The organism is Paenibacillus sp. FW104-T2, assembly GCF_058789975.1.
In genome coordinates, this window is record NZ_JBYTCE010000001.1 from 250,200 (window position 1) to 270,280 (window position 20,081).

General features: G+C 49.3%; 20 protein-coding genes and 1 pseudogene. 17 read left to right on the forward strand and 4 right to left on the reverse strand.

From position 1 onward, the window contains the following. Nucleotides 1-3 precede the first annotated feature (3 nt). Complete coding sequence (locus AC3WQ3_RS01105; protein ID WP_492471194.1) at nt 4-1,167, forward strand: response regulator; 1,164 nt, start codon at nt 4-6, stop codon at nt 1,165-1,167. A 25-nt stretch (nt 1,168-1,192) separates the two neighbouring features. Then, the gene (locus AC3WQ3_RS01110; protein ID WP_492471195.1) at nt 1,193-2,536 is read left to right on the forward strand and encodes a cryptochrome/photolyase family protein; all 1,344 of its coding nucleotides are present in this window, start codon (nt 1,193-1,195) and stop codon (nt 2,534-2,536) included. Here the strand turns inward: AC3WQ3_RS01110 and AC3WQ3_RS01115 are convergent. Continuing rightward, a complete protein-coding gene (locus AC3WQ3_RS01115; protein WP_492471196.1) occupies nt 2,490-2,987 on the reverse strand; it encodes a GyrI-like domain-containing protein in 498 nt (165 codons plus the stop codon). The genes AC3WQ3_RS01110 and AC3WQ3_RS01115 overlap by 47 nt on opposite strands. Nucleotides 2,988-3,030: 43 nt before the next feature. Beyond that, nucleotides 3,031-3,231, reverse strand: coding sequence for a helix-turn-helix transcriptional regulator (locus tag AC3WQ3_RS01120; protein WP_492471197.1), 201 nt, complete (start codon nt 3,229-3,231; stop codon nt 3,031-3,033). A 156-nt stretch (nt 3,232-3,387) separates the two neighbouring features. Here AC3WQ3_RS01120 and AC3WQ3_RS01125 point away from each other — a divergent pair, with 156 nt between their 5' ends. The 5 genes and pseudogenes from AC3WQ3_RS01125 to AC3WQ3_RS01145 all read left to right on the forward strand — a co-directional run bounded on the left by AC3WQ3_RS01125 (nt 3,388) and on the right by AC3WQ3_RS01145 (nt 8,033). Continuing rightward, entirely contained in the window at nt 3,388-3,852 is a 465-nt protein-coding gene (locus tag AC3WQ3_RS01125) for a GyrI-like domain-containing protein (protein WP_492471198.1), read from the forward strand. 213 nt (nt 3,853-4,065) lie between these two features. Continuing rightward, nucleotides 4,066-5,241, forward strand: coding sequence for an acyltransferase (locus tag AC3WQ3_RS01130; RefSeq protein ID WP_492471199.1), 1,176 nt, complete (start codon nt 4,066-4,068; stop codon nt 5,239-5,241). A gap of 224 nt (nt 5,242-5,465) precedes the next feature. Next, nucleotides 5,466-5,591 carry a hypothetical protein gene (locus AC3WQ3_RS01135; RefSeq protein ID WP_492471200.1) on the forward strand — a complete coding sequence of 42 codons (126 nt, stop codon included), beginning with the start codon at nt 5,466-5,468 and terminating at the stop codon, nt 5,589-5,591. 1,097 nt (nt 5,592-6,688) lie between these two features. After that, nucleotides 6,689-7,126 (forward strand): annotated as a pseudogene (locus AC3WQ3_RS01140) (HNH endonuclease); the annotation flags it as partial. Nucleotides 7,127-7,376: 250 nt separating this feature from the next. Continuing rightward, on the forward strand, nt 7,377-8,033 hold the full coding sequence (locus AC3WQ3_RS01145) for a TVP38/TMEM64 family protein (RefSeq protein WP_492471201.1): 657 nt from the start codon (nt 7,377-7,379) through the stop codon (nt 8,031-8,033). 130 nt (nt 8,034-8,163) lie between these two features. Here the strand turns inward: AC3WQ3_RS01145 and AC3WQ3_RS01150 are convergent, their stop codons facing one another. After that, nucleotides 8,164-8,679: a cupin domain-containing protein gene (locus AC3WQ3_RS01150; protein ID WP_492471202.1), complete on the reverse strand. Its 516-nt coding sequence runs from the start codon at nt 8,677-8,679 to the stop codon at nt 8,164-8,166. Between the two features lie 164 nt (nt 8,680-8,843). Between AC3WQ3_RS01150 and AC3WQ3_RS01155 the strand changes: the two genes are divergently transcribed. Continuing rightward, nucleotides 8,844-9,845 carry an NAD-dependent epimerase/dehydratase family protein gene (locus AC3WQ3_RS01155; RefSeq protein WP_492471203.1) on the forward strand — a complete coding sequence of 334 codons (1,002 nt, stop codon included), beginning with the start codon at nt 8,844-8,846 and terminating at the stop codon, nt 9,843-9,845. A gap of 167 nt (nt 9,846-10,012) precedes the next feature. Here AC3WQ3_RS01155 and AC3WQ3_RS01160 read toward each other — a convergent pair whose 3' ends face one another. After that, nucleotides 10,013-10,186: a CsbD family protein gene (locus AC3WQ3_RS01160; RefSeq protein ID WP_082704104.1), complete on the reverse strand. Its 174-nt coding sequence runs from the start codon at nt 10,184-10,186 to the stop codon at nt 10,013-10,015. Nucleotides 10,187-10,867: 681 nt separating this feature from the next. Here AC3WQ3_RS01160 and AC3WQ3_RS01165 point away from each other — a divergent pair. The 9 genes from AC3WQ3_RS01165 to AC3WQ3_RS01205 all read left to right on the forward strand — a co-directional run bounded on the left by AC3WQ3_RS01165 (nt 10,868) and on the right by AC3WQ3_RS01205 (nt 20,046). Then, entirely contained in the window at nt 10,868-11,314 is a 447-nt protein-coding gene (locus AC3WQ3_RS01165; protein WP_095290826.1) for a DUF1641 domain-containing protein, read from the forward strand. Between the two features lie 23 nt (nt 11,315-11,337). Continuing rightward, nucleotides 11,338-12,519 carry an NAD(P)/FAD-dependent oxidoreductase gene (locus AC3WQ3_RS01170; RefSeq protein WP_127537452.1) on the forward strand — a complete coding sequence of 394 codons (1,182 nt, stop codon included), beginning with the start codon at nt 11,338-11,340 and terminating at the stop codon, nt 12,517-12,519. 314 nt (nt 12,520-12,833) lie between these two features. Continuing rightward, a complete protein-coding gene (locus AC3WQ3_RS01175) occupies nt 12,834-13,478 on the forward strand; it encodes an SDR family oxidoreductase (RefSeq protein ID WP_183523217.1) in 645 nt (214 codons plus the stop codon). A 46-nt stretch (nt 13,479-13,524) separates the two neighbouring features. Beyond that, on the forward strand, nt 13,525-14,268 hold the full coding sequence (locus AC3WQ3_RS01180) for a response regulator transcription factor (RefSeq protein ID WP_492471204.1): 744 nt from the start codon (nt 13,525-13,527) through the stop codon (nt 14,266-14,268). After that, a complete protein-coding gene (locus AC3WQ3_RS01185) occupies nt 14,265-15,653 on the forward strand; it encodes a sensor histidine kinase (protein WP_492471205.1) in 1,389 nt (462 codons plus the stop codon). The genes AC3WQ3_RS01180 and AC3WQ3_RS01185 overlap by 4 nt, the downstream gene beginning before the upstream one ends. A gap of 76 nt (nt 15,654-15,729) precedes the next feature. Then, entirely contained in the window at nt 15,730-16,521 is a 792-nt protein-coding gene (locus AC3WQ3_RS01190; protein WP_492471206.1) for a PepSY domain-containing protein, read from the forward strand. Between the two features lie 156 nt (nt 16,522-16,677). Beyond that, nucleotides 16,678-17,310, forward strand: a complete 633-nt coding sequence (locus tag AC3WQ3_RS01195) for a PepSY domain-containing protein (protein WP_492471207.1) — start codon at nt 16,678-16,680, stop codon at nt 17,308-17,310. 251 nt (nt 17,311-17,561) lie between these two features. Then, on the forward strand, nt 17,562-18,347 hold the full coding sequence (locus AC3WQ3_RS01200; protein ID WP_492471208.1) for an ABC transporter ATP-binding protein: 786 nt from the start codon (nt 17,562-17,564) through the stop codon (nt 18,345-18,347). 1 nt (nt 18,348) lies between these two features. Next, nucleotides 18,349-20,046: a hypothetical protein gene (locus AC3WQ3_RS01205; RefSeq protein WP_492471209.1), complete on the forward strand. Its 1,698-nt coding sequence runs from the start codon at nt 18,349-18,351 to the stop codon at nt 20,044-20,046. The last annotated feature ends 35 nt before the right edge of the window (nt 20,047-20,081 follow it).

The window sequence follows — 20,081 nt, forward strand, 5'->3', positions numbered from 1 at the left end:
ACAGTGAGAGCCATTGTAATCGATGACGAGAAGCCGGCGCAGCTCCATCTGGAGCGCCTGTTATTGTCGGACGGACGGATTACACCCGTGCAGTGTTTTTCAACAGCTCGTGATGGACTGGATTTTCTGGCAAAAGAACGTGTCGATGTGGTATTTCTGGATATTGGCATGCCAGAAATGAACGGACTGGAAGCGGCTGAGTATATACAGCAGCTAGATAACAACATTCGAATTATATTTGTAACAGCGTACGCCGATCATGCAGTCGAAGCATTTGAACTGCATGCACTGGATTATGTTCTGAAGCCGGTAAGCTCGGCCAGATTGGGCAAAACCATTGACCGGATTGCTGCTTGGAAGTCTGCTATGCCGGAAATGGCAGCGGCTGCGGAAGTAAAGGAACCCATTTCCAATGCTGCCGAGGATGAGGCCCAGTTACCGGGACTGCTCACCTTCAAACATTTGGATATCTATAGAAGCCTGAAACCGGAGGCAACCAAGCATAGATGGAGGACGACCAAATCCCAAGAGTTATTCGCATTTCTGTTTCACCATCGTGGAGAATGGGTAAGCAAAGAGATTCTGCTTGATAAATTATGGGCCGATGTCACCTTGGAAAAAGGGTTAACCCATCTGCATACATCCGTATACCAGATTCGAAAACTGCTGAAGGAATGGAGTATGACAGGCAAATTGGAATACAACATGAATCGGTACCGTTTGCTGCCCGGCAATCTGGTGAGTGACGTGGAGCAGTTTGAACTAGGAGCGGGATATGCAGAAGTCACTTCTACCAATGTGGAAGAGCTGCGGGAGATCATGTTGTTATATCGCGGAGATTATCTTGAAGAGCATGACTACCCTTGGGCACAATCGAAGGCCCGTGAGCTAAGACGAAAATATATACGATTGGTCATGGACCTGGCTGAATGGAACATGAAGCATGGACGCGGCAAGGATGCCACCGAGCAGTTACTCGATTTACAGGAAAGGGAGCCTTATGCTGAAGAGATTTGCCGATTAATGATGAGGGTGTATGCATCCATGGGTGATGGATCAGCCATACTCCAATTATATTCATCATTTGCCAAGACACTCTTGGAGGATTTGGGGCATCAGCCGGAACCGGAAACGAGCCGCCTCTTTCAGGAACTAACGGCAAAATAGGCACAGGCCGGGCGGGAGGATTGTAGTGAAATTATTCATACATCGCAAGGATTTGCGTACGGAGGATCTGCACGCTTTTGATTATTTGCAGAACCAGGAAGATGAGAGTTTGCACCTTTTTATCTACGACCCCTTTTTGCTTCGTCAGGGACGCGATAAGGAACACGGCGGCATCAACTTTCTGAGGCATGCAGCCGGGCTTGCCAGACAGTACCGGGAGGCAGGCAAGCTGCTGCATGTGGCACATGGCAAGCCAGCAGAAGTTGTGGATTACATATTGGGCCACACGGAAGAAATCATCGATGAAGTGGTCGTTCACCGGGATATGACACCTTACGCGATCGAAAGGGATCGCAGTATACGCAAGGTTGTAGACAAATACCAGGCCAAGTTCACACAGCTGACGGATCATCTGCTGATCGATCTTCCGCGGTTCGCTGACTTTACAGGCAAATCGGAACCCTATAAAGTATTCGCTGCTTTCCACCGGCGCTGGGTGGAGTTTATGAATGAATTCCCGAACCCTCCTTCGGTACTAACGATAGCTGATCTTAAGATCAGTAAGCTGTCCATCAAGTTTCCTGATTCATTCAGGGTTCCAGCAGCGCTTATGGATGTCGACCCCGCAGAAGAGCCTTATGGGCTGCTCGATGCATTCCTGAAGGAGCGTATCGCCGAGTACGGGGAGCAACGGGATCAATATGAAGCATACGAGCCAAGCCATTTGAGTTCCTATGTGGCGGTAGGAGCCATCTCCATTCGCAGGATGTACGATGCCGCTTACCGGGCAGAACAGCCGGACGAATGGATTAGACAACTGTGCTTCCGTGACTTTTATCTGTACCGTGCAGTATATGAGAGTCACTATTTTACATACGAAAAGGTATACGATCTGTCACCGTTAAGTGACTATCACTTCGAACGCTGGTGCAAGGCAGAGACGGGAATACCAATTATTGATGCTGCGATGACCGAGCTGAATGAGACGGGGCGCATGCCCAATCGATTGCGTATTCTGACGGCGATGTTCCTGACCAAAAACCTGCAGTGTCCGTTTCCCCTGGGTGAGGCTTACTTCAGACGCAAGCTGCTGGATTATGACAACATTCAGAATCGCGGGAACTGGTTATGGTGTGCATCACTTGGTGAAAATGCTGCTCCGTATTTTCGGGTAAACAATCCGGTAACACAGTCGGAGAAGTATGATCCCCAGGGAGATTATATCCGGAAATGGCTGCCTGATCTGAAGGATCTGCACAGCAAGGATATCCATCAACCACGCGAAGGTGCGATTGTGGATCTGAAGGCTTCCAGGCAGGCGGCTATAGAGGTCTATAAACAAATTCTGGCGAGCCGTCACAAGGATTAGTACCGTGCAGCGGAATATGTATAGTGATGCTGGCGGGAGGATCGGATGGCCGGATCTCCAAGGCATAGCCTGAAATGTCAAGCTCAAGGCCCTGCTGTCTCAACTTGTCCATGAGCAGGAGAAACGTCTGATCAATCTCTGCGCGATCCGGAGCACCGAAATGGGAATATACGGCGTATTCACGGGCTGGGAGGACTATGCCGACCATGCCTTCCGGCACTTCATGGATGTGGGATACCTCTACTCCGGCAATATAGTGATAGAGGCGTGTACGACTCAAGGATACGCCCGTCTTCACCCCCGGCCGGGTTTGGCGGGGGATTTCATGTTGTCTGCGTTCTAATTCAATCCACAGCTTAGGAATCATCACTTGTGACATATATACAGCTGTAAAAGGCGCCTGGAATTCAAGGCCGATCACATATGTCTGCGGACGTACCCATCCGCTCAAAAGAATGAGCCTTGGTGATTCGTTGACCTGTCATATTCGTCACTCAACCCGATTGCAGCAAGGTATATCCTCCCCGCCGTCCAGGTTCTGCATATAGGGGCACACCCATTCCACTAAGCTCATGTAAATACCGAAGCATAGTACGGTAAGAAACCCCGAATTCGGCAGCCATTTCTTCAGCGGTAAACGTAGGTTTGTCATACACTCGCATCATAAGTTCAATCAAACGCTGCGTTTTGGTCATGTTCCATCCGCTCCTGAGAGAAATATAGATATACTGACAGATTTTGTCACTATATTAGTATAAAATAGAGTCAGGACTTACGGCAACAGGATCAACTTGAAGATATGGAGAACATGAATGAGAGGGTGAGAGGGTATGGAACAAGTCAATTCTTCAATGTTGGTACGCAAGGAGGCGGCGACCATTATCGGACTGAAATGGGAGGGAACCTTCGCTGAAGCAGGGGCAGGGGGCATTCGCGAGGTGCAAACGGAGTTCAAGCGTCGTCTGCAGGAGATCAGTGATGTGCTCCATCCACAGGAGCTTCTGGGATTGTCCTATCATACGACAGATACAGGATTTGTCCATTATGTCGCAGTCGAGGTTGGCGAAGATGGAGCATCAACCATTCCATCTGGAATGGTGAAGGTTGATGTCCCGGCACATGACTACGCCAAGTGCAGCCATGTCAAAGGACAGAGTGTGGAAGCTTCATACAATCGAATCTATACCTGGATTGAGGAACAGGGCCATGCCGCGTCGCAAGGTCCGCTTACACACTATGAAGTGTATCCGATGGATCAGGATCCATATGATCCGGAGCCCGAGTTTACCATTTTCATCCCAGTGAACCAGAAATAAATACTGCCAAGGCAGCATTGCTCGAAGACCGCATTATAGCGGTCTTTTTTACATTTATAGACATGAAAATAGTGTGAAATCCACTGAAAATTTAGGAATTGTTAAGAAAATGGACTACCCATCTTAAGCATTATGCCTTTTAATAGATAGTGAGCTTATCGTACTAAGTCATATCTGACATATTGACGAACACATTAAGGAGAAACGCTAAACATGAGTGAGACATTGAAAAGAGAGCGAATACCGGAGCTGAACCTGGTACGTGCCATGGCGATTATCGGCGTGCTGTGTGTGCATTCCACTTCTTATGCGACAGTGGACATGACGGGTTCGGGCTACTACTGGCTGTACAACTTTATTAATATCTTCATGAAATATGGTACGCCAACTTTTATTTTCATGAGCAGCTTCGTGTTGTTCTATAATTATTATTCCCGTCCCTTGGACAAGAAACTGGTCAGCAATTTTTATAAAAAGAGATTCGTTTACATTCTGCTGCCGTATTTCCTGTTTTCCCTGTTTTATTTTGTTATTCTGCATTTCACCCATTATCAAGGCCGTCCGTTTGGTGAATCTGCCATCAGCTTCATTACCAAACTGTTCACGGGTAAGGCGTATACGCATCTGTACTTTGTATTCATCAACATGCAATTCTATCTGTTATTCCCGCTTGTTCTGTGGCTGCTGAAGAAGTATCCTACGGTGGTAAAGTGGTCTGTACCGATTGGCCTGCTGATCCAGTGGGCATTTATCGTAAGTAACAAATACGGCTTCCAGGTGCCGAACAAGGGAAGCTGGGCCTTCTCATACTTCTCCTATTTCATGCTGGGAGCGTTCATCGGGGTCTATTTTCCAAAGATCAAGCAATGGTTTGTCATCAGCCGTGAAAATGCGACCAAAGGCCGCGTAGCATCATGGATTCTGCTGTGGGCAGTCTGGATTGCTGCCGGACTCGGACATGTATATATTTATTACCTGCTTCGTATGAAGATTGCCACGTATAACACACTGTGGTATGAGTTTTTCTGGAATTTGCATACCTTTGCTTGCGCGCTCGTACTGATTCAGATTGCATACCTGTTGTATCGCAAGGGGCCTGCATTGATTGCCAAGCCGCTTAATCGACTTGGTGCGCTGTCCTTCGGAATTTATCTGATCCATCCATTTTTCCTGCTGTTGTATCGGGAATTTCCGCCGCAAACCGGGGTCTCCTGGCTGGTTCACCTATGGTATGCCGGAGGCTTTGCCGTAGCGCTGTTGGCTTCATGGATTGTAGTGGGGCTGACTGCGAGGTTCGTTCCGTTTGCCTGGGTCATCTTCGGCAATCTGCCGAAACCAAAACCACGGGTGATCCCGCAATCCAATTCGGGCCAGCTCGATGTTCGTTAATATTTAGTTGCCATTATAGGAATAATAAGCCGTTTCTTGGTCGACCTTAGGGTTGAGCGGGGAACGGTTTTTTCATGCGATCAATGAGCATCATGTGGGAACGAATGTTTCTTTTGGAGCTGCCAGGGGTAATGAGAAGGCGGAACACAAATCAAAAATGCAGAGACTTACAGAACAGGATCAAGGTGAGATGAATGAAAACATGTGAACAATGCGGGAAACCGATGCAAGATATATTGGAATATGTAGAGCACATTCTTCATGAATGCAATGGACAGACAACAGAGTACGGCACAGATGGCTATCCGGCACAGACACAGGGGTATGAGTGTGTCCGCGAGCAGATGTGATACAATAGAAAGAAACCGGATTCATACGGAACCGAGGTGACAACATGGAGACGGGCTCAGCCCCTTTCCGGCAGAACATGACGGAACATGAAGCGCAACAGACCAAGGTATGCATGCATTGCGGGCAACAGCGTCCGTTGTCTGAATTTCGGCGCAGAACCGGAAAGAGGGCGGGGCCCGGTGCCAGACGAGGGGCCTGTCGTCGTTGTCGTCAGCGCAGTGGACAGGCTGACGTTAGCGACATCCCGGTGCAGCAGGGTCAGAGTTTGCACATGCGGATGCATAGACAAGAGAAGATTACAAATGAATCAAGTACTGAGGCCAATCAACGGGTGATTCAAGAGACAGCGGATGAGGGTTCTGTGAAACAGCACAGCAAAGCTGAGCCTCTATCTTCATCCTCCTCGGAGCCATCAGGTGATCGGAAGAAAAGGAGACGGAGACGAAAGTCCAAACCGCAGCAGGTACAGCCAGTCCTTGAGCAGTCTGAACGGATCACGGAATCAGGCGCCGCAGGCCAGGAAGATCGTGATCCGAAGGTTGGTGGACGCACCGTATCCAATGTGCGTGCTGAACAGGCCGCCGCGCAGGCAGCTGGGGCGGCCAGCGAGGCTTCGCTGCCGGAAGATCCGCAGGATCCGGCAGCGGGAACAGCAGCTGCGGGTCAGCAGACCGCAGCGGGGCGCAAGCGCAAGCGGCGCCGCAAACGCTCGGCGCCGCCCGGCGCTGGCACTGGACCGGACCGCATTGCGGTCAAGTCCGAGGTGCCAGCGAGCGACCGTGGCGCTGCGGCCACGGTCGACGGGCCTTTGGCGGCAGATGCACAGCCTGCCGCTTCAGGGCTGGACCCGGGCCAGGCAGCTTCTGCTGCGGCCGGGACAGCCGAATCTGCTCCCATGCGGCCACAGGGTCCGCAAGGGAGCAGGGCGCGGCCAATGCGCAAAGAACGTGCGCATAAGGCCGCCAGTGAAGACGGTGCCCGGGCAACGACTTCCGGACACCGTCCCCATTCCCATCATGCCCGCAGCCGAAGTGCGGGCGCAGATGGCCGGCCGCGCCGTCAGACTCCGGCGGTTCCGGCAGCCATTGATCCGGAAGATCCGTCATCGCTCCGTACGAACAGGCAGGGCATGGTCCGCATGCGTGGCAAGACGGATAAAGGCCGCCGCTGGCATCAGGAGATTGACATGGAGCTTGCGGTCACGCTGGTCAAGGAAAAAGCCGCAGTTGTTGTTAACCGGTACACCATTCGCCGATTATTCAGCAACAAGGATTTCAAACGGTACATCATGACCCGGGATCAATATACCTGCTACTTCTGTGGATCATATGGTGATACGATCGATCATCTTCTGCCTCGGGCCAAAGGTGGTCATACGACTCCGCTAAACTGTGTATGTGCCTGCAACCTGTGCAACCAGTCCAAAGCTGCAATGGATGCAGACGAGTTCATGCGGTCCGGCATACCTGAATGGAATGCCGCTCATCAGGAGGAACTGAATGAACTGCAGATGCAGGAAGCGCAGCTGGAATAGAATATGTTTATTTCTTCTCCTGTTAGGGGGAGGGATGCCAATATAGCGAAGCACACCAAGACTTGTTGTACAGGTCAGGGTGTGCTTTTTGTTATGTTGGTCTCATCTGTGAATATTTCTTCAAATTAACAACGGTTTGGTGTGGATTCGTACGTTATACTGTGAGAAGAAGATGAACTGTACCCAGATCATTCGAGCACAGGAATTGCGGTGTAAACGGATGGAGACTGAATAGATTGGAAGGATGCACATGACCCCGGTACCTCTGGACATCATGTCCTATATTACGGAAGAGAATATTCGTTATTGGCTGGAGCAGTTTCGTTCCCTGGGGCCGCTTCCGGGTATACTGCTTACCTTTATGAAGTCCTTTGTGCCACCGCTGCCGACCCTGCTGATCGTAGGGGTTAATGGGGCAGTGTACGGACTATGGGCGGGATTTTTGTACTCGTGGATTGGGATGGTGCTGGGTTGTACCCTGACCTTCTTGCTGGTCCGGGAGATTGGGAAATCTGCCTTCGTGGAACGATGGTCCAGCAAACCGCGTGTTCAGCGGAGCATGGTATGGATTCGGCGGAATGCCTTCAGTTATGTATTTTTGCTGAGCATCTTTCCGGTCGGACCGTTTGTCATCATTAATTTGGCGGCAGGTATTGCCCGAATGAGACTCATGTCTTTCCTGCTCGCCGTAGGGTTTGGTAAAGGCATCATGATATTCTGCGTGACCTACATTGGCTCCAATGTGGCCCAATTCCTGGAACATCCTGTAAGATGGATTGGTGTATTGCTGTTTATCGCTGTATCATTGTGGGCCAGTCGGAAGCTGGAGAGACACTTCACCCGTTCATCGTCCGAGGAGAAACGGAACGAATCCAATTCCTCTTCAGGGAATACCATTTCTTCCTGATCAGCCGCTTGCAACACGGTTCTACGGCATCCGGTTACGCGCATAAGCTAAACAGACTGTTATCGAGGAACTGATTTTTCTCGTTAACAGTCTGTTTTTCTGTTTGGTTCACTCATATCCAGGCACCCTCTTATTTGCCTTTATTCCATAATTCCAACAAGGGTCCCTCGTTCCCGTAGACTGGATCTGTATCAGGGATGGGCACACCCTGAATCTCCCGGAGCACTTCAGGACGTTCTCCCGGATCACCTGTACGGGTATTGTAGCTTGTGCCACCAGGGTAAGCACCTGCTATACGAAAATCAGAGCTGGCTTCCAGACGTTTATGTCCTGTTCCTGCAGGAAGCACAACAATATCTCCCGTTTGCAGATAAACTCGTTGGCCCTTTTCCCCGCCCACAATCAGCTGAACGAAACCGCTAACCACGGCTAGTGCTTCATGGGCATTGCTATGAAAATGATGATAGTCAAACACACCATTAATCCAGCTGTTTCCCCAATGATTTCTGTTCAACAGCGCCTCTGCTCGGGACGGGTCTTTTGCCCATACCCCCTTATACAACAGTACTGGCAAGTTTGGATTGTTGGGAATCACGCCATCGTCTTGGAAGTAAAATGTCTCTATATTCTCTCTGGATTCATTCATTATCATCACCTCACTGTTTATTACCCTCATTAGCTGTCTGCTCTGCGGAAAGAAAAATAAAAATGAATGGAAAATGATACAAAACGTATCAATTTAAGGTTATACTCAATACATACGCTCGCCTCAAGAGCCTGCCTGAGTAAAATCCAAGGAGGAATGGTTTGGTGAACATTGTCATAACAGGGGCTTCCGGATTTGTGGGATTCAATCTTTCTCATTATTTGGCGCAAAAGGGCCACCGCATTACCCTGATCGACCGGGATGACTATTGTCAGAGACTTGTTCACAGCTCCCCGCTGCATGAGATGACCTTCACTTGTTGTGACCTCGCTTCAGACCGCTTCAGCTTGCCACAGGGAACCGATTATATTATTCACCTAGCAGCCATGCCGCATGTGGATTATTCCTACCACCACCCAGGAGAAGTGTTTCGTAACAACACATTAAGCACACAGGCCATTTTGCAATATGCAGCCGATCATCGTATTCCAGTTGTACTGGCCTCCTCGGTAGAGGTCTATGGAGGCGAGTTTGGCAGAGTGTACTCCGAATCAGACGTATATGCTCCAGTATCACCCTATTCGGCATCCAAAGTAGCCTGCGAGACGCTGGCTCATTCCTATGCCCAATGTTATAACCTCCCCGTCAAAATCTTCCGCCTAACCAACCTATATGGGCCATGGCAGCTGCCTGATCGAATCATTCCCCGCAATTTTGGCCGGATGATGGATGGCTTGCGGCTGGATATTCAAGGATCAGCTGTACGTGATTTTCTGTATATCGATGATGCAATGAAAGCCATTGAACAGATTATGCTGCATGGACAAGATCGGCATACGTATAACATCTCGACAGGACAAGGCACAACGATGCAGGAGATTGGAAAGCTGCTGCAATCACTGCAGCGCTCCACAGGAGATGTCGAGATTCGGGATCAGGAACCGACCCAGTCCAGAGGCTCCAGTTTGGTCGTTTATTCGGGCAAGTTAAGAGAAGAACTGGGCTGGAAACCGCAGATTACATTGGAACAGGGGCTGGAAAAGACATACCGCTGGTATCAGGAGCATTCGGATTGGGTGCGACAATTCAGCAGACAGTATCAAACATCGAGAGGAAGTCATGAGTTTATCGTGGATATGGCAAGATATGTGGCCCCAGCGATTTGACAACGTATTACAATCAAAAAAAGCCAGGGAAGGGTGATTGGAATAGCACCTTCCTTGGCTTTTTTCTGCCCCGTAGGTACAGACATGTTTATGCTGCATGTCTACGGGCCGAGATCATGACGTATATAGTGCACGACTTGATCGTGCGAAGCATATGAGATCAAATCCTAGTGGCGATCTTTTACATCGGCAATTTTATCTTGAACCGCGCCTTTCGCCTTGTCCTTTTTACCCTCAGCCTGAAGGGATCTGTTGTTTGTTGCGTTACCGATCTGATCCTTCACTTCGCCTTTTGCTTTATTCACGCCTGCTTTGATTTTATCGCTAGTTGAATTACTCATATCGAACATCTCCTTCATTTCTGGTGTAGTCCTTATTAACCGGGTTCCTGTAATTTTAAACTTTGTTTGTCAGAAGAAGCTTTCGTAAGGGCCTGGATTAAGGTCAAGATTCTCATCGGGAAGAATTGAGCGAATAGGGAATAAGCCAGCATGACAAGCTGCATAATAACGATAGTGACCAAATTCGTTGCATGGAATTTATGATTTTGGAAAACACTTCCTAAAAATAAGAATGAAAAAATCCTCTATATGTACTTTTTCGCACATATGGACGTATGTGATCTTGTCTTAATACCACATGTGGTAGGAATGCAGATCTGGAACAGAACGATAAGCGGTTACATCCCGACCGCGAAGCTTGACAAAAAAATCGGATTTGTTACAATGTTCACAATATCTTCACAAGTGTAAAAAATTTCTTTTTCATGTTCATGTGTAAGAGGTGTAATATAAGGGTATAGAGTTCGGTTTCGGCCTGCTTGTCGTTTTGCGTCAACACATGTTGTCCGCAATAGACCCAATACAATACATGATCCGAGAGCGGCCCTTGGGCTTCGCTCTTTCTATTGTGTGAAATTTGGTACATTTCAATGTATCCCTTGTATTCGTGGTTCGGCTCTGCTTGACAGGCATCATGAAAGTCGCGGACTTCTATCCCAAAGTAAAGGAGGACTTTCTCTTATGTCACAATCGCCTACTCAACAAGAGGTGCCAGTTACAGAAGGTGCCAACGTTTCCGAGCGCCAGTCCTTGGACGTGCTCGATCAACTGATGAAGCCTGAGGTACAGGAGTCTCTGACCGTTCTGGTTGAAAACCTGCCTAAACTGGCTGAAATGGTTACTGCCATGACCAAAGCTTATGACTTTGCACAAAGCGTAGCTACAGACAAAGTTCTGATCAGCGACACAATGAGCGCAATGGGTGAATTCGCTAAACCAGTTGTAGACAAAGCTAAAGGTGTAGCTTCCGCTGCAATCGAAGCAAGTGATCGTGCGCAAGCAGAGCAAACTTCGGTTGGTCTGTTCGCTATGCTCAAAATGCTTAAAGATCCAAACGTACAACAAACGCTGCGTTTTGCTCAATCATTCCTGAGCATTCTGAACGAGCGTCAACAACAGCAACGTTAAGATTAGAAGAACGGAGGATGGATATGTCGAAGCAAATTTTGATCTTGGGCGGAGGTTACGGTGGTCTTTTGACTGCGCTGACTGCGCGTCAATACCTGACACCGGAAGAAGCGACAATTACAGTCGTTAACCGTTACCCTACGCACCAAATTATTACGGAACTGCACCGTCTTGCAGCAGGAAGCATTGCTGAAAAGGCAGTTGCTCTTCCGCTTGAAAAATTGCTGCGTGGTAAAAACGTGAACTTGAAAATCGATACGGTGGACACAATCAAGCCGGACGAGAAAAAAGTTCTGATGACCAGCGGCTCTACTTACTCCTATGATGCACTCGTCGTTGCCCTGGGTAGCGAAACGGCATTCTTCGGAATTCCGGGATTGCAGGAGTACAGCTTCACGCTGAAATCCGTTAGCGATGCTAACCGCATTCGTGCGCACGTTGAAGCACGTCTGGATGCTTACAAACAATCCGGCAACAAAGCAGACGCAACGTTTGTTATTGGTGGCGGCGGTTTGACTGGTATCGAGCTTGTCGGCGAATTCGCTGACCTGCTGCCAGGCGTATGCCAAGAAAAAGGTATCGATTTCAATGATATCTCCCTGTATACCGTTGAAGCAGGTCCATCCATTCTTGCAGGATTCCCGCCAGAACTGGTTGACCGTGCAAAATCGAGTCTCGAGAAACGTGGCGTTAACTTCATCGTTGGCGTAGCGATCACAGAGATGAAAGAAAACGAAGTATTGCTGAAAGACGGCAGCTCGATCCCTACGAACACACTCGTATGGACAGGTGGCGTACAAGGTAATGCGGTAGTTGCTAACAGTGGAATTGAAGTGGATCGCGGCCGTGCTAAAGTTACGGAAGTTCTGCAATCCACATCCCACAAAGATGTGTTCGTTGCTGGTGACAGCGCAGTGGTCTTCCCTAGCGAAGGCGCTCGTCCATATCCTCCAACTGCACAACTGGCTTGGCAAATGGGTGAAACCATTGGTCACAACCTGGGCGTAATGTTCAAAGGTGGTGCAATGGAATCCTTCACACCAGTATTCTCCGGTACACTGGGAAGTCTGGGTCGTAAGGATGCTGTCGGCATGATCGGTGGCAACCAGACTCGTCTGAAAGGTCTGCCAGCAACCATGATGAAAGAAGCAAGTAACATCCGTTACCTGTCTCACATCCACGGATTGTTCGCACTGGCTTACTAATTTAGTAGCCATCCATATAAGGGTGCCCCTAGGGGCACCCTTTTTGCGTTGCTTCAGCCAGGGTTAAACGCTAAGGAGCAGGTGAGGTTAAAAGGGCTGTAGAACTGGATGGATACGTTAGGTATAGACAGTACAGGGTGTATGGTATATTAAGATGTATATGGAAGCATGATTTATGCGCTGACAATGCGCTAAACGGATGGGATCACAGCAGCCGGCGCTTAGAAGCGCCGGCTTTCGTTTAAATTAAAGACAAGTCCAGAGAAGGATAAAGCTACACGGGGTTACCCGTTTAACCGAGAGGAGCATGACATATGAATGTATTGGTTATTGGTGCAAACGGACAAATCGGCAAGATGCTTGTGGAACAGCTCGCCCAGGAAGGCAAGCATCAGGTGACGGCAATGATTCGCAAACCGGAACAGGCAGATGCATTGAAACAGCTGGGTGCAAATGTAGTCATGGGTGATCTGGAGGGTAGCGTGAATGATCTGGCTGAAGCAATGAAGGATCATGATGCCGTCGTATTCACGGCAGGGTCCGGTGGTTCTACAGGTGCAGACAAGACACTCCTAATTGATCTCGACGGGGCTGTAAAAACCATGGAGGCCGCGCTGCAGCAGGGAATTTCCAGATACATTCTGGTCAGTGCTTTTGGCGCAGATCAGCGGGAGAAATGGTCAGATGCCATTAAACCATACTATGTGGCGAAGCATTATGCCGATCGCGCGCTGTTTGCAAGCGAGCTGAATTATACGATTATTCGCCCTGGTGGCTTGAAAAACGAACCAGGAACAGGCAAAATCGCCGTAGGAACAGACTTGAAACCAGGAAGTATATCACGTGAGGATGTGGCCCGGGTTATCGCGGCATCCCTGCAGGAAGAGAAGACATATCGAATGGCATTTGACCTAATTGCCGGGGACGACCTCGTGGAGGATGCATTGGGCAAACTGTAGAGTTCTATTGTAAGATATCGGGAGAATGGAACGAGGGGGACTCGGTATGAATGAAGCCGTGCTGGTGATTGAAGATGAGCCCAAAATTGCACGCCTGCTTGAACTTGAATTACAGTATGAGGGATATCAGGTGGGGAAGGCAGGGAGCGGTACGGAAGGGCTGGAAATGTATCATGGCGGTCAGTGGGATCTGATTCTGTTGGATATTATGCTTCCAGGCCTGAGCGGAATTGAGGTGCTGCGGCGAATCCGTGCCAAAGATGCCTTGGTGCCCATCCTGATGCTAACTGCGAAGGATTCAGTCGAGGACAAGGTGTCGGGACTTGATCTCGGTGCCAATGATTACATTACTAAACCCTTCCGAATCGAAGAACTGCTTGCCAGAGTACGGGCAGCACTCCGGCTGAGTGCCGCAGCCGCTTCTTCATCGGGGGTAATACGACATGCCAAACAAGACACAACAAGCCATATGACTGAAGAAGAAACAGGCTGGCTTACTGCCGCTGGGTTGAAGTTGAATGAGGGTACAAGGGAGGTATCCCGGGATGGAATACCTATCGAGCTTACTCCACGTGAGTTCGATCTTCTTGTGTATCTGCTGCAGAATCAGCGTCAGGTATTGAGTCGTGATCAGATTGTGCAGGCAGTCTGGGGTTACGATTATTATGGAGATACCAATGTGGTGGATGTGTATATCCGTTATGTGCGCAAAAAGGTAGATAACGGGTTCACTCCACCCTTAATACATACCGTTCGTGGTGTTGGATACGTTCTGAAGGAGCAATCATGAGTCTGCGGAGCAAAATTTATGGATACTCCTCGGTTTTGTTTGCGGTACTGCTCATCGCTGTAAACCTGTCAGTGTATATCGTTTTTGAACGAATTTCAATGTCTAATGAGATCAAGCGTGTCGAAGCTGAGGCCGGCTCGATCGTAACAGGAGTGCGCGATTCTGCCGAATCCATTCCACCGGACGATCTGCTGCGTGCCTATGCGCCGGTGGAAGGAATGCTCCGCATTGTCAATGAGGATGGTACCAGTTCCGATCCGGTAACGACAGCGACAGAGCCCCAATTGAACGAGATGCTGAGCAAGCTGCCGTATAAGTACGAGAGTCAAAAGAAATCAGAGTATACCCGGGTTGGACAGCTGGAGTATGTCTGGGTGTCTGTGCCGGTAATCTGGCCTGATGGTGAAGTGGTGAATATACAAGTCACTGAAAGTGTTGCAGATACCGAGAATGGCCTGTCCGTGCTGCGTACGGTTCTGGTCGTTGTAACGATTATCGCATTGATCCCTGCGATTATCTCCAGCCGAATTTTGGCGAACCGGATGACAAGGCCGATTCAGCAGATGACCCGTACTATGAGTGATATCCAGTCAAGCGGCCAGTTTAAGCGGCTTCCACTCGCTGCCCAATCGAAGGATGAACTGAGTACCATGGGGCAGACGTTTAACCGCATGATGGATTTGCTGGAATCCAACTTCGAGCGGCAGGAGCGTTTCGTATCGGATGCCTCCCATGAGCTTAAAACGCCGCTGACGATTATTGAGAGTTATGCCAGTCTGCTGCAGCGACGGGGCAAGGAGCGACCTGAGGTGTTCGATGAGGCTGTTGAAGCCATACTATCCGAATCTGTTCGCATGAGGGAGATGACCGAACAGATGCTTTTGCTGGCCAAGCAGCCAGAGCAATGGAACATACAGCTGGAAAGGCTTGATATCACACGTTTGGCTCAGGAATCTACTCGAGCCTTCCGGGAAGCCTATCACCGGGAAGTTTATTGTGATAATCCGGGCAGTATCTGGGTGATCAGTGATGAAAGTAAGCTGAAGCAGATGTTGTTTATTCTGCTGGACAATGCCCGCAAGTATAGCGAGGATGCCATTGAAGTCAGACTGGAATCCAGAGGACAGGAATGCCGGATATGCATCGTTGATACGGGGATTGGAATGCGGGAGGAAGAGCTAACCAAAGTATTTGACCGCTTCTACCGTGTGGACCCGGCAAGAACCCGCAGCGGCGGAGCAAGTGGATCAGGCTTGGGATTGTCTCTCGCGAAGGACATCGCAGGGGCTATAGGGGCACGTGTCGAACTGAAGAGTGCCGAAGGCGTAGGCACCGAGGCTTCGATTATTTTGCCAGTATCCGTTCAGACGACCCTGTTCTCATGAAATTCTCATTCTTCTCTTGTATACTGATGCCAAGAGTGCCACGGGAGCAGATGCACGTGTGAAAGGGGGAGGCAGATTGGAAAAGTCACAAGTACCACCGGAAATGAAACGGGAACAGCAGAAGACGAGCGGAAGGTCAAAGCGACCGATATGGTGGGGGGCAGGTATTGTGGCTGTGCTGCTTGTCGCAATCGTAGGCTGGTGGCAGCCATGGCAATCCAGCCGTGTGATGCTGAGTGCGGATGCAGCCGCTCAGGCCGTATTGGAACAATACCCTGGAGAAATTGTGAATTCCACGTTGAAGGACGGTACGTATATCATGCAGCTTCGATCCGAAACAGGGCTATATGATGTACAGCTGGATGCGGCAACCGCTACTGTCAATGCCATTAAGCGGCTGGAATCCAATCCTCAGGCTGAAGAAAAAACACTGCTCAGCCGGGAGCAGATCAAGACGGAGTTGCGGAAGCAAACCGATGAGCAGCTGGTATCCCTGGAACTGGTGGAACAGCAGGGAAGTCCGGTTTATCAGGCCGTATTGAAAATGAAGGATAATCGCCGGGAGCAGTGGACGGTTGATCCATATAACGGGGAGAAGCAATCTTCCCAGACGCTGGATGCTCCAGCTTCGGAACCGGGAAAAGAGAATGATACTCCGCAGTTTCTTAGTGAGAAGGAAGCTGAGAAAAAGGCACTTGCCAGAGTTCCCGGGGAAGTGGATGACACGGAGCTCCGTGGAACGAATAGTGGGAATCCCTATTACCTGGTTGAGATTGATCTGGAGGACGGCAGGGAAGCTATCGTGCAGGTGAACGCTATATCCGGAGCGATCCGGTCCGTGACCTGGGATGAAGACGAAGAAGATTAAGTAAAGCCTCAACAGTAGAGATGCAATAATGCTGTGAATGTTCGTCTCATTTTCTCATCAAATTCTAATCTGACTCTCGCTGATCTCTCATACGCACAGGTTATTCTATAACTGTAGACGAGAACGAGAATAACAACGAGGAGATGATTCATGATGATGAACAAACACAAACTATGGATTGGCAGTATTTCGGCAGCGGTACTTCTTGGAGGGTCGGCGGTAGCGGCGAGCAGCAGTGTAAACGGACAGTCGGTACAAACCTCGCCATCATCGACTTCGCAGTCGGTCACACAGGATCAGAGCAGCAATGGCAAATTGCTGACTGGACCGCAAGCCAAAGCAGCGGCATTAAAAGCGGCTGAGGGTAAAGTGGACGACATCGATCTGGAGCGCAGAAACGGCCAAACGTTCTACGAGGTCGAAATCGACCGCAAAGGAAGCAATGACGTTGTGGTACGTTTGGATGCCTACACAGGCAAGATTCTGGCGGTTGTGGATGATGAAGACTATGACGACAATGATGATTATAATTACAATGGTTCTGCCACAAGTACTTCTTCCAATCAGTCTGCTGCAAAACAGGTTAAACTGACCGAAGCCCAAGCCTCTGCGATTGCTCTGAAACAGGTGACAGGTGGAAAAGTAACCGAAATTGAGCTCGACCATGATGACGGACGTTATGTCTATGAGATCGAGATCAGAACTGCGGATGGTGAAGCGGATGTTGATGTGGATGCCAATACAGGTAAAGTGCTGTCCTTTGACCAGGATTTTGACGACGAGGATTAATGAAGGACCGTTAAGACACCGATTAAAATAAATACAAGTTAGCATGCTCATACACCTTAAGAGAACACCTCTAGAAAGCTGCATGCTCATGGTAAAGGACGCTTCATATGAAGCGTCCTTTTTGCTGCCTTTTCATCATAATCTTAGAGGTCTGTTGTTGATTATAATGTTCATTCCGGATCACAACATCCTAAACTGTGGTAAACTAGTAGAATTATAGAAATTGATAGAGACAGGAGCTGGATAACGAAGTGAACGAAGAACAAGTACTTTCCATTGAAGGCTTGCGGATGCGTTATAACGGACGTTATGTCCTGAACGGAATTGATCTTGAGGTGAAGCGGGGAGAGATGATTGGGTACATCGGTCCGAATGGAGCCGGCAAAAGCACCACGGTCAAAATCCTGCTGGGACTGGTTGAAGGATATGTGGGCAAGGTCTGCATCTTTGGCAAGGATATCGCAGATGGTGATACGGAATATAAACGCAGAATCGGTTATGTACCTGAAATTGCAGAGCTGTATGAACAACTGACGCCAGCGGAATACCTGACGTTCATTGGGGAACTGTATGGCTTGTCTTATGCGGATGCTGATTACAAGGCTAAGCAGCTGATGGAGTGCTTCGGACTCGAGAAATCCTATCATTCCCGCATTGCTTCGTTCTCGAAGGGGATGCGCCAGAAGGTGCTGCTCATCTCAGCATTGCTGCATGATCCGGATCTGTTGTTTTTGGATGAACCGCTCAGTGGACTCGACGCCAACAGCGTAATGGTGGTCAAGGAGATTTTGTCGCAGCTGTCGGCCAAAGGGACAACCATCTTCTATTCCTCGCACATCATGGACGTGGTCGAGAAGATCAGCAGCCGGATCATCCTGATTGCGGAAGGAAGAGTGATGGCAGACGGGACATTCAGGCAGCTGCAGCAGCAGTCCATGGAAGGCACGCTTGAAGAGGTGTTTAACCAATTGACGGGCTTTAATGAGCATAAGGCGATTGCTGAACGCTTTGTATCGATTGTGCAGGAGGTGTATTGATATGGCGGAATCCTCCGAATTCCGTACGCTGAAGATCCTGGATCATTTTCGCCATATCATTACCAAGACAGGGGCGGATTATGATGTGCTGCGGCTCATTTTGCGGGTGAAATTTCAAATGGATCAGCGCAGGGTACCGACTGTATTGTCGGCGCGCAGCGGTAATAAGGAGCAGAAGGAAGGGAACTTGTACCTTCGATCCCTCTGGTTGTACGGATTGATGGGTTTGCTTCTGGTGCCATTTGTCGTCTGGGATACGGGTCATTATATGCTCCAGATGGGTCTGGTCACCGCTGTGCTGATGTTTATCATCATGACATCCATGATCTCGGACTTTTCATCTGTGCTGCTGGATATCCGGGATCGGAATATTATTATGACCAAGCCGGTGAACGGCCGTACGGTTGGCATGGCCCGGGCCATTCATGCCGGAGTTTATTTGCTGCTGCTGACAGGTTCCCTGACGGCCGTACCGCTGGTTGCGGGCTTAATCACACATGGCATCGGATTCTTCCTGTTATTCATCGCGGAACTCATTCTAATCAATATGTTCATTCTGGTCACTACATCTCTAGTTTACTTGTTCATGATGAAGTTTCTGGATGGAGAGAAGCTGAAAGACATGATCAACATGGTACAGATTTTGTTATCCGTTGGCATCGCTGTTGGATATCAGCTGGTTGCACGGTCATTCAGTATCATTGATTTTGACATGGTCTTCACGCCTGCCTGGTGGCAGCTCTTACTTCCTCCCGTGTGGTATGCAGCTGTATATGAATGGCTGTTCGGTGGTGGCGGGGATGTATGGATGTATACCTTCAGCGCCCTGACTGTTGTTGTTCCATTGATCAGTTTGGTTATCTATGTGAAGCTGATGCCATCCTTTGAACTGTATTTGGAGAAAATGGCCCATTCCGGATCGACCTCGGGGCGAAGAAAAGGGTTGTGGGATCGTACACTTGCCAGGGTATTCTGCCGTTCCGGGGAGGAGCAGGCCTGCTTCCGGTTGTCAGCAAGCATGATGCGAAGTGAACGGGAATTCAAGCTGAAGGTATATCCATCCATTGGATTATCCTTTGTTTTGCCTTACGTCTTCTGGTTCACCCAGCTGCAGTCATCCACGTGGGCGGAACTTAGAGAGAGCTCGTTCTTTTATACCCTGTACATCATGCTGATTCTCGTGGTTTCGGTAATCATCATGCTGAAGTATTCGGGCCAATACAAGGCATTCTGGACCTTTCGGGCTGCACCGATTGCGAATGAAAATGTGCTCTATAAGGGTGCACTGAAGGCATTTATGTGCAATATGTTCTTGCCTGTTTTTCTGCTGAATGCCATTGTATTTGCCTGGACATTCGGGCTGCGGATTCTGCCTGATCTGGCTGTGATCCTGCTGGTGGGTACGGCGCTGATTCCGTTAACAAGCAAGCTGTTATTGCGCAAGCCGCCGTTCTCTCTATCCTTTAGTATTGCCCAGCAGAGTGATGGCTGGTTTGTATTCGCGGCTTTTCCGGTGATTGCCTTGCTATGGGGGATCCATGTTTTCTTTCGTACGCTGCCAGGAGGCATCTGGATCTTCGGTGGAGTTCTGATCGTGGCTAATGTGCTGCTCTGGAGCATGTTATACCGGGTCAAGCGGGTGAATGTTCAGGTTTCAAGTGAATGGGGAGCAGGCAAGGAACAGAACAATTCACGATAGTACACCATAAGAATGAAGGCCAACCCGTTCATCTG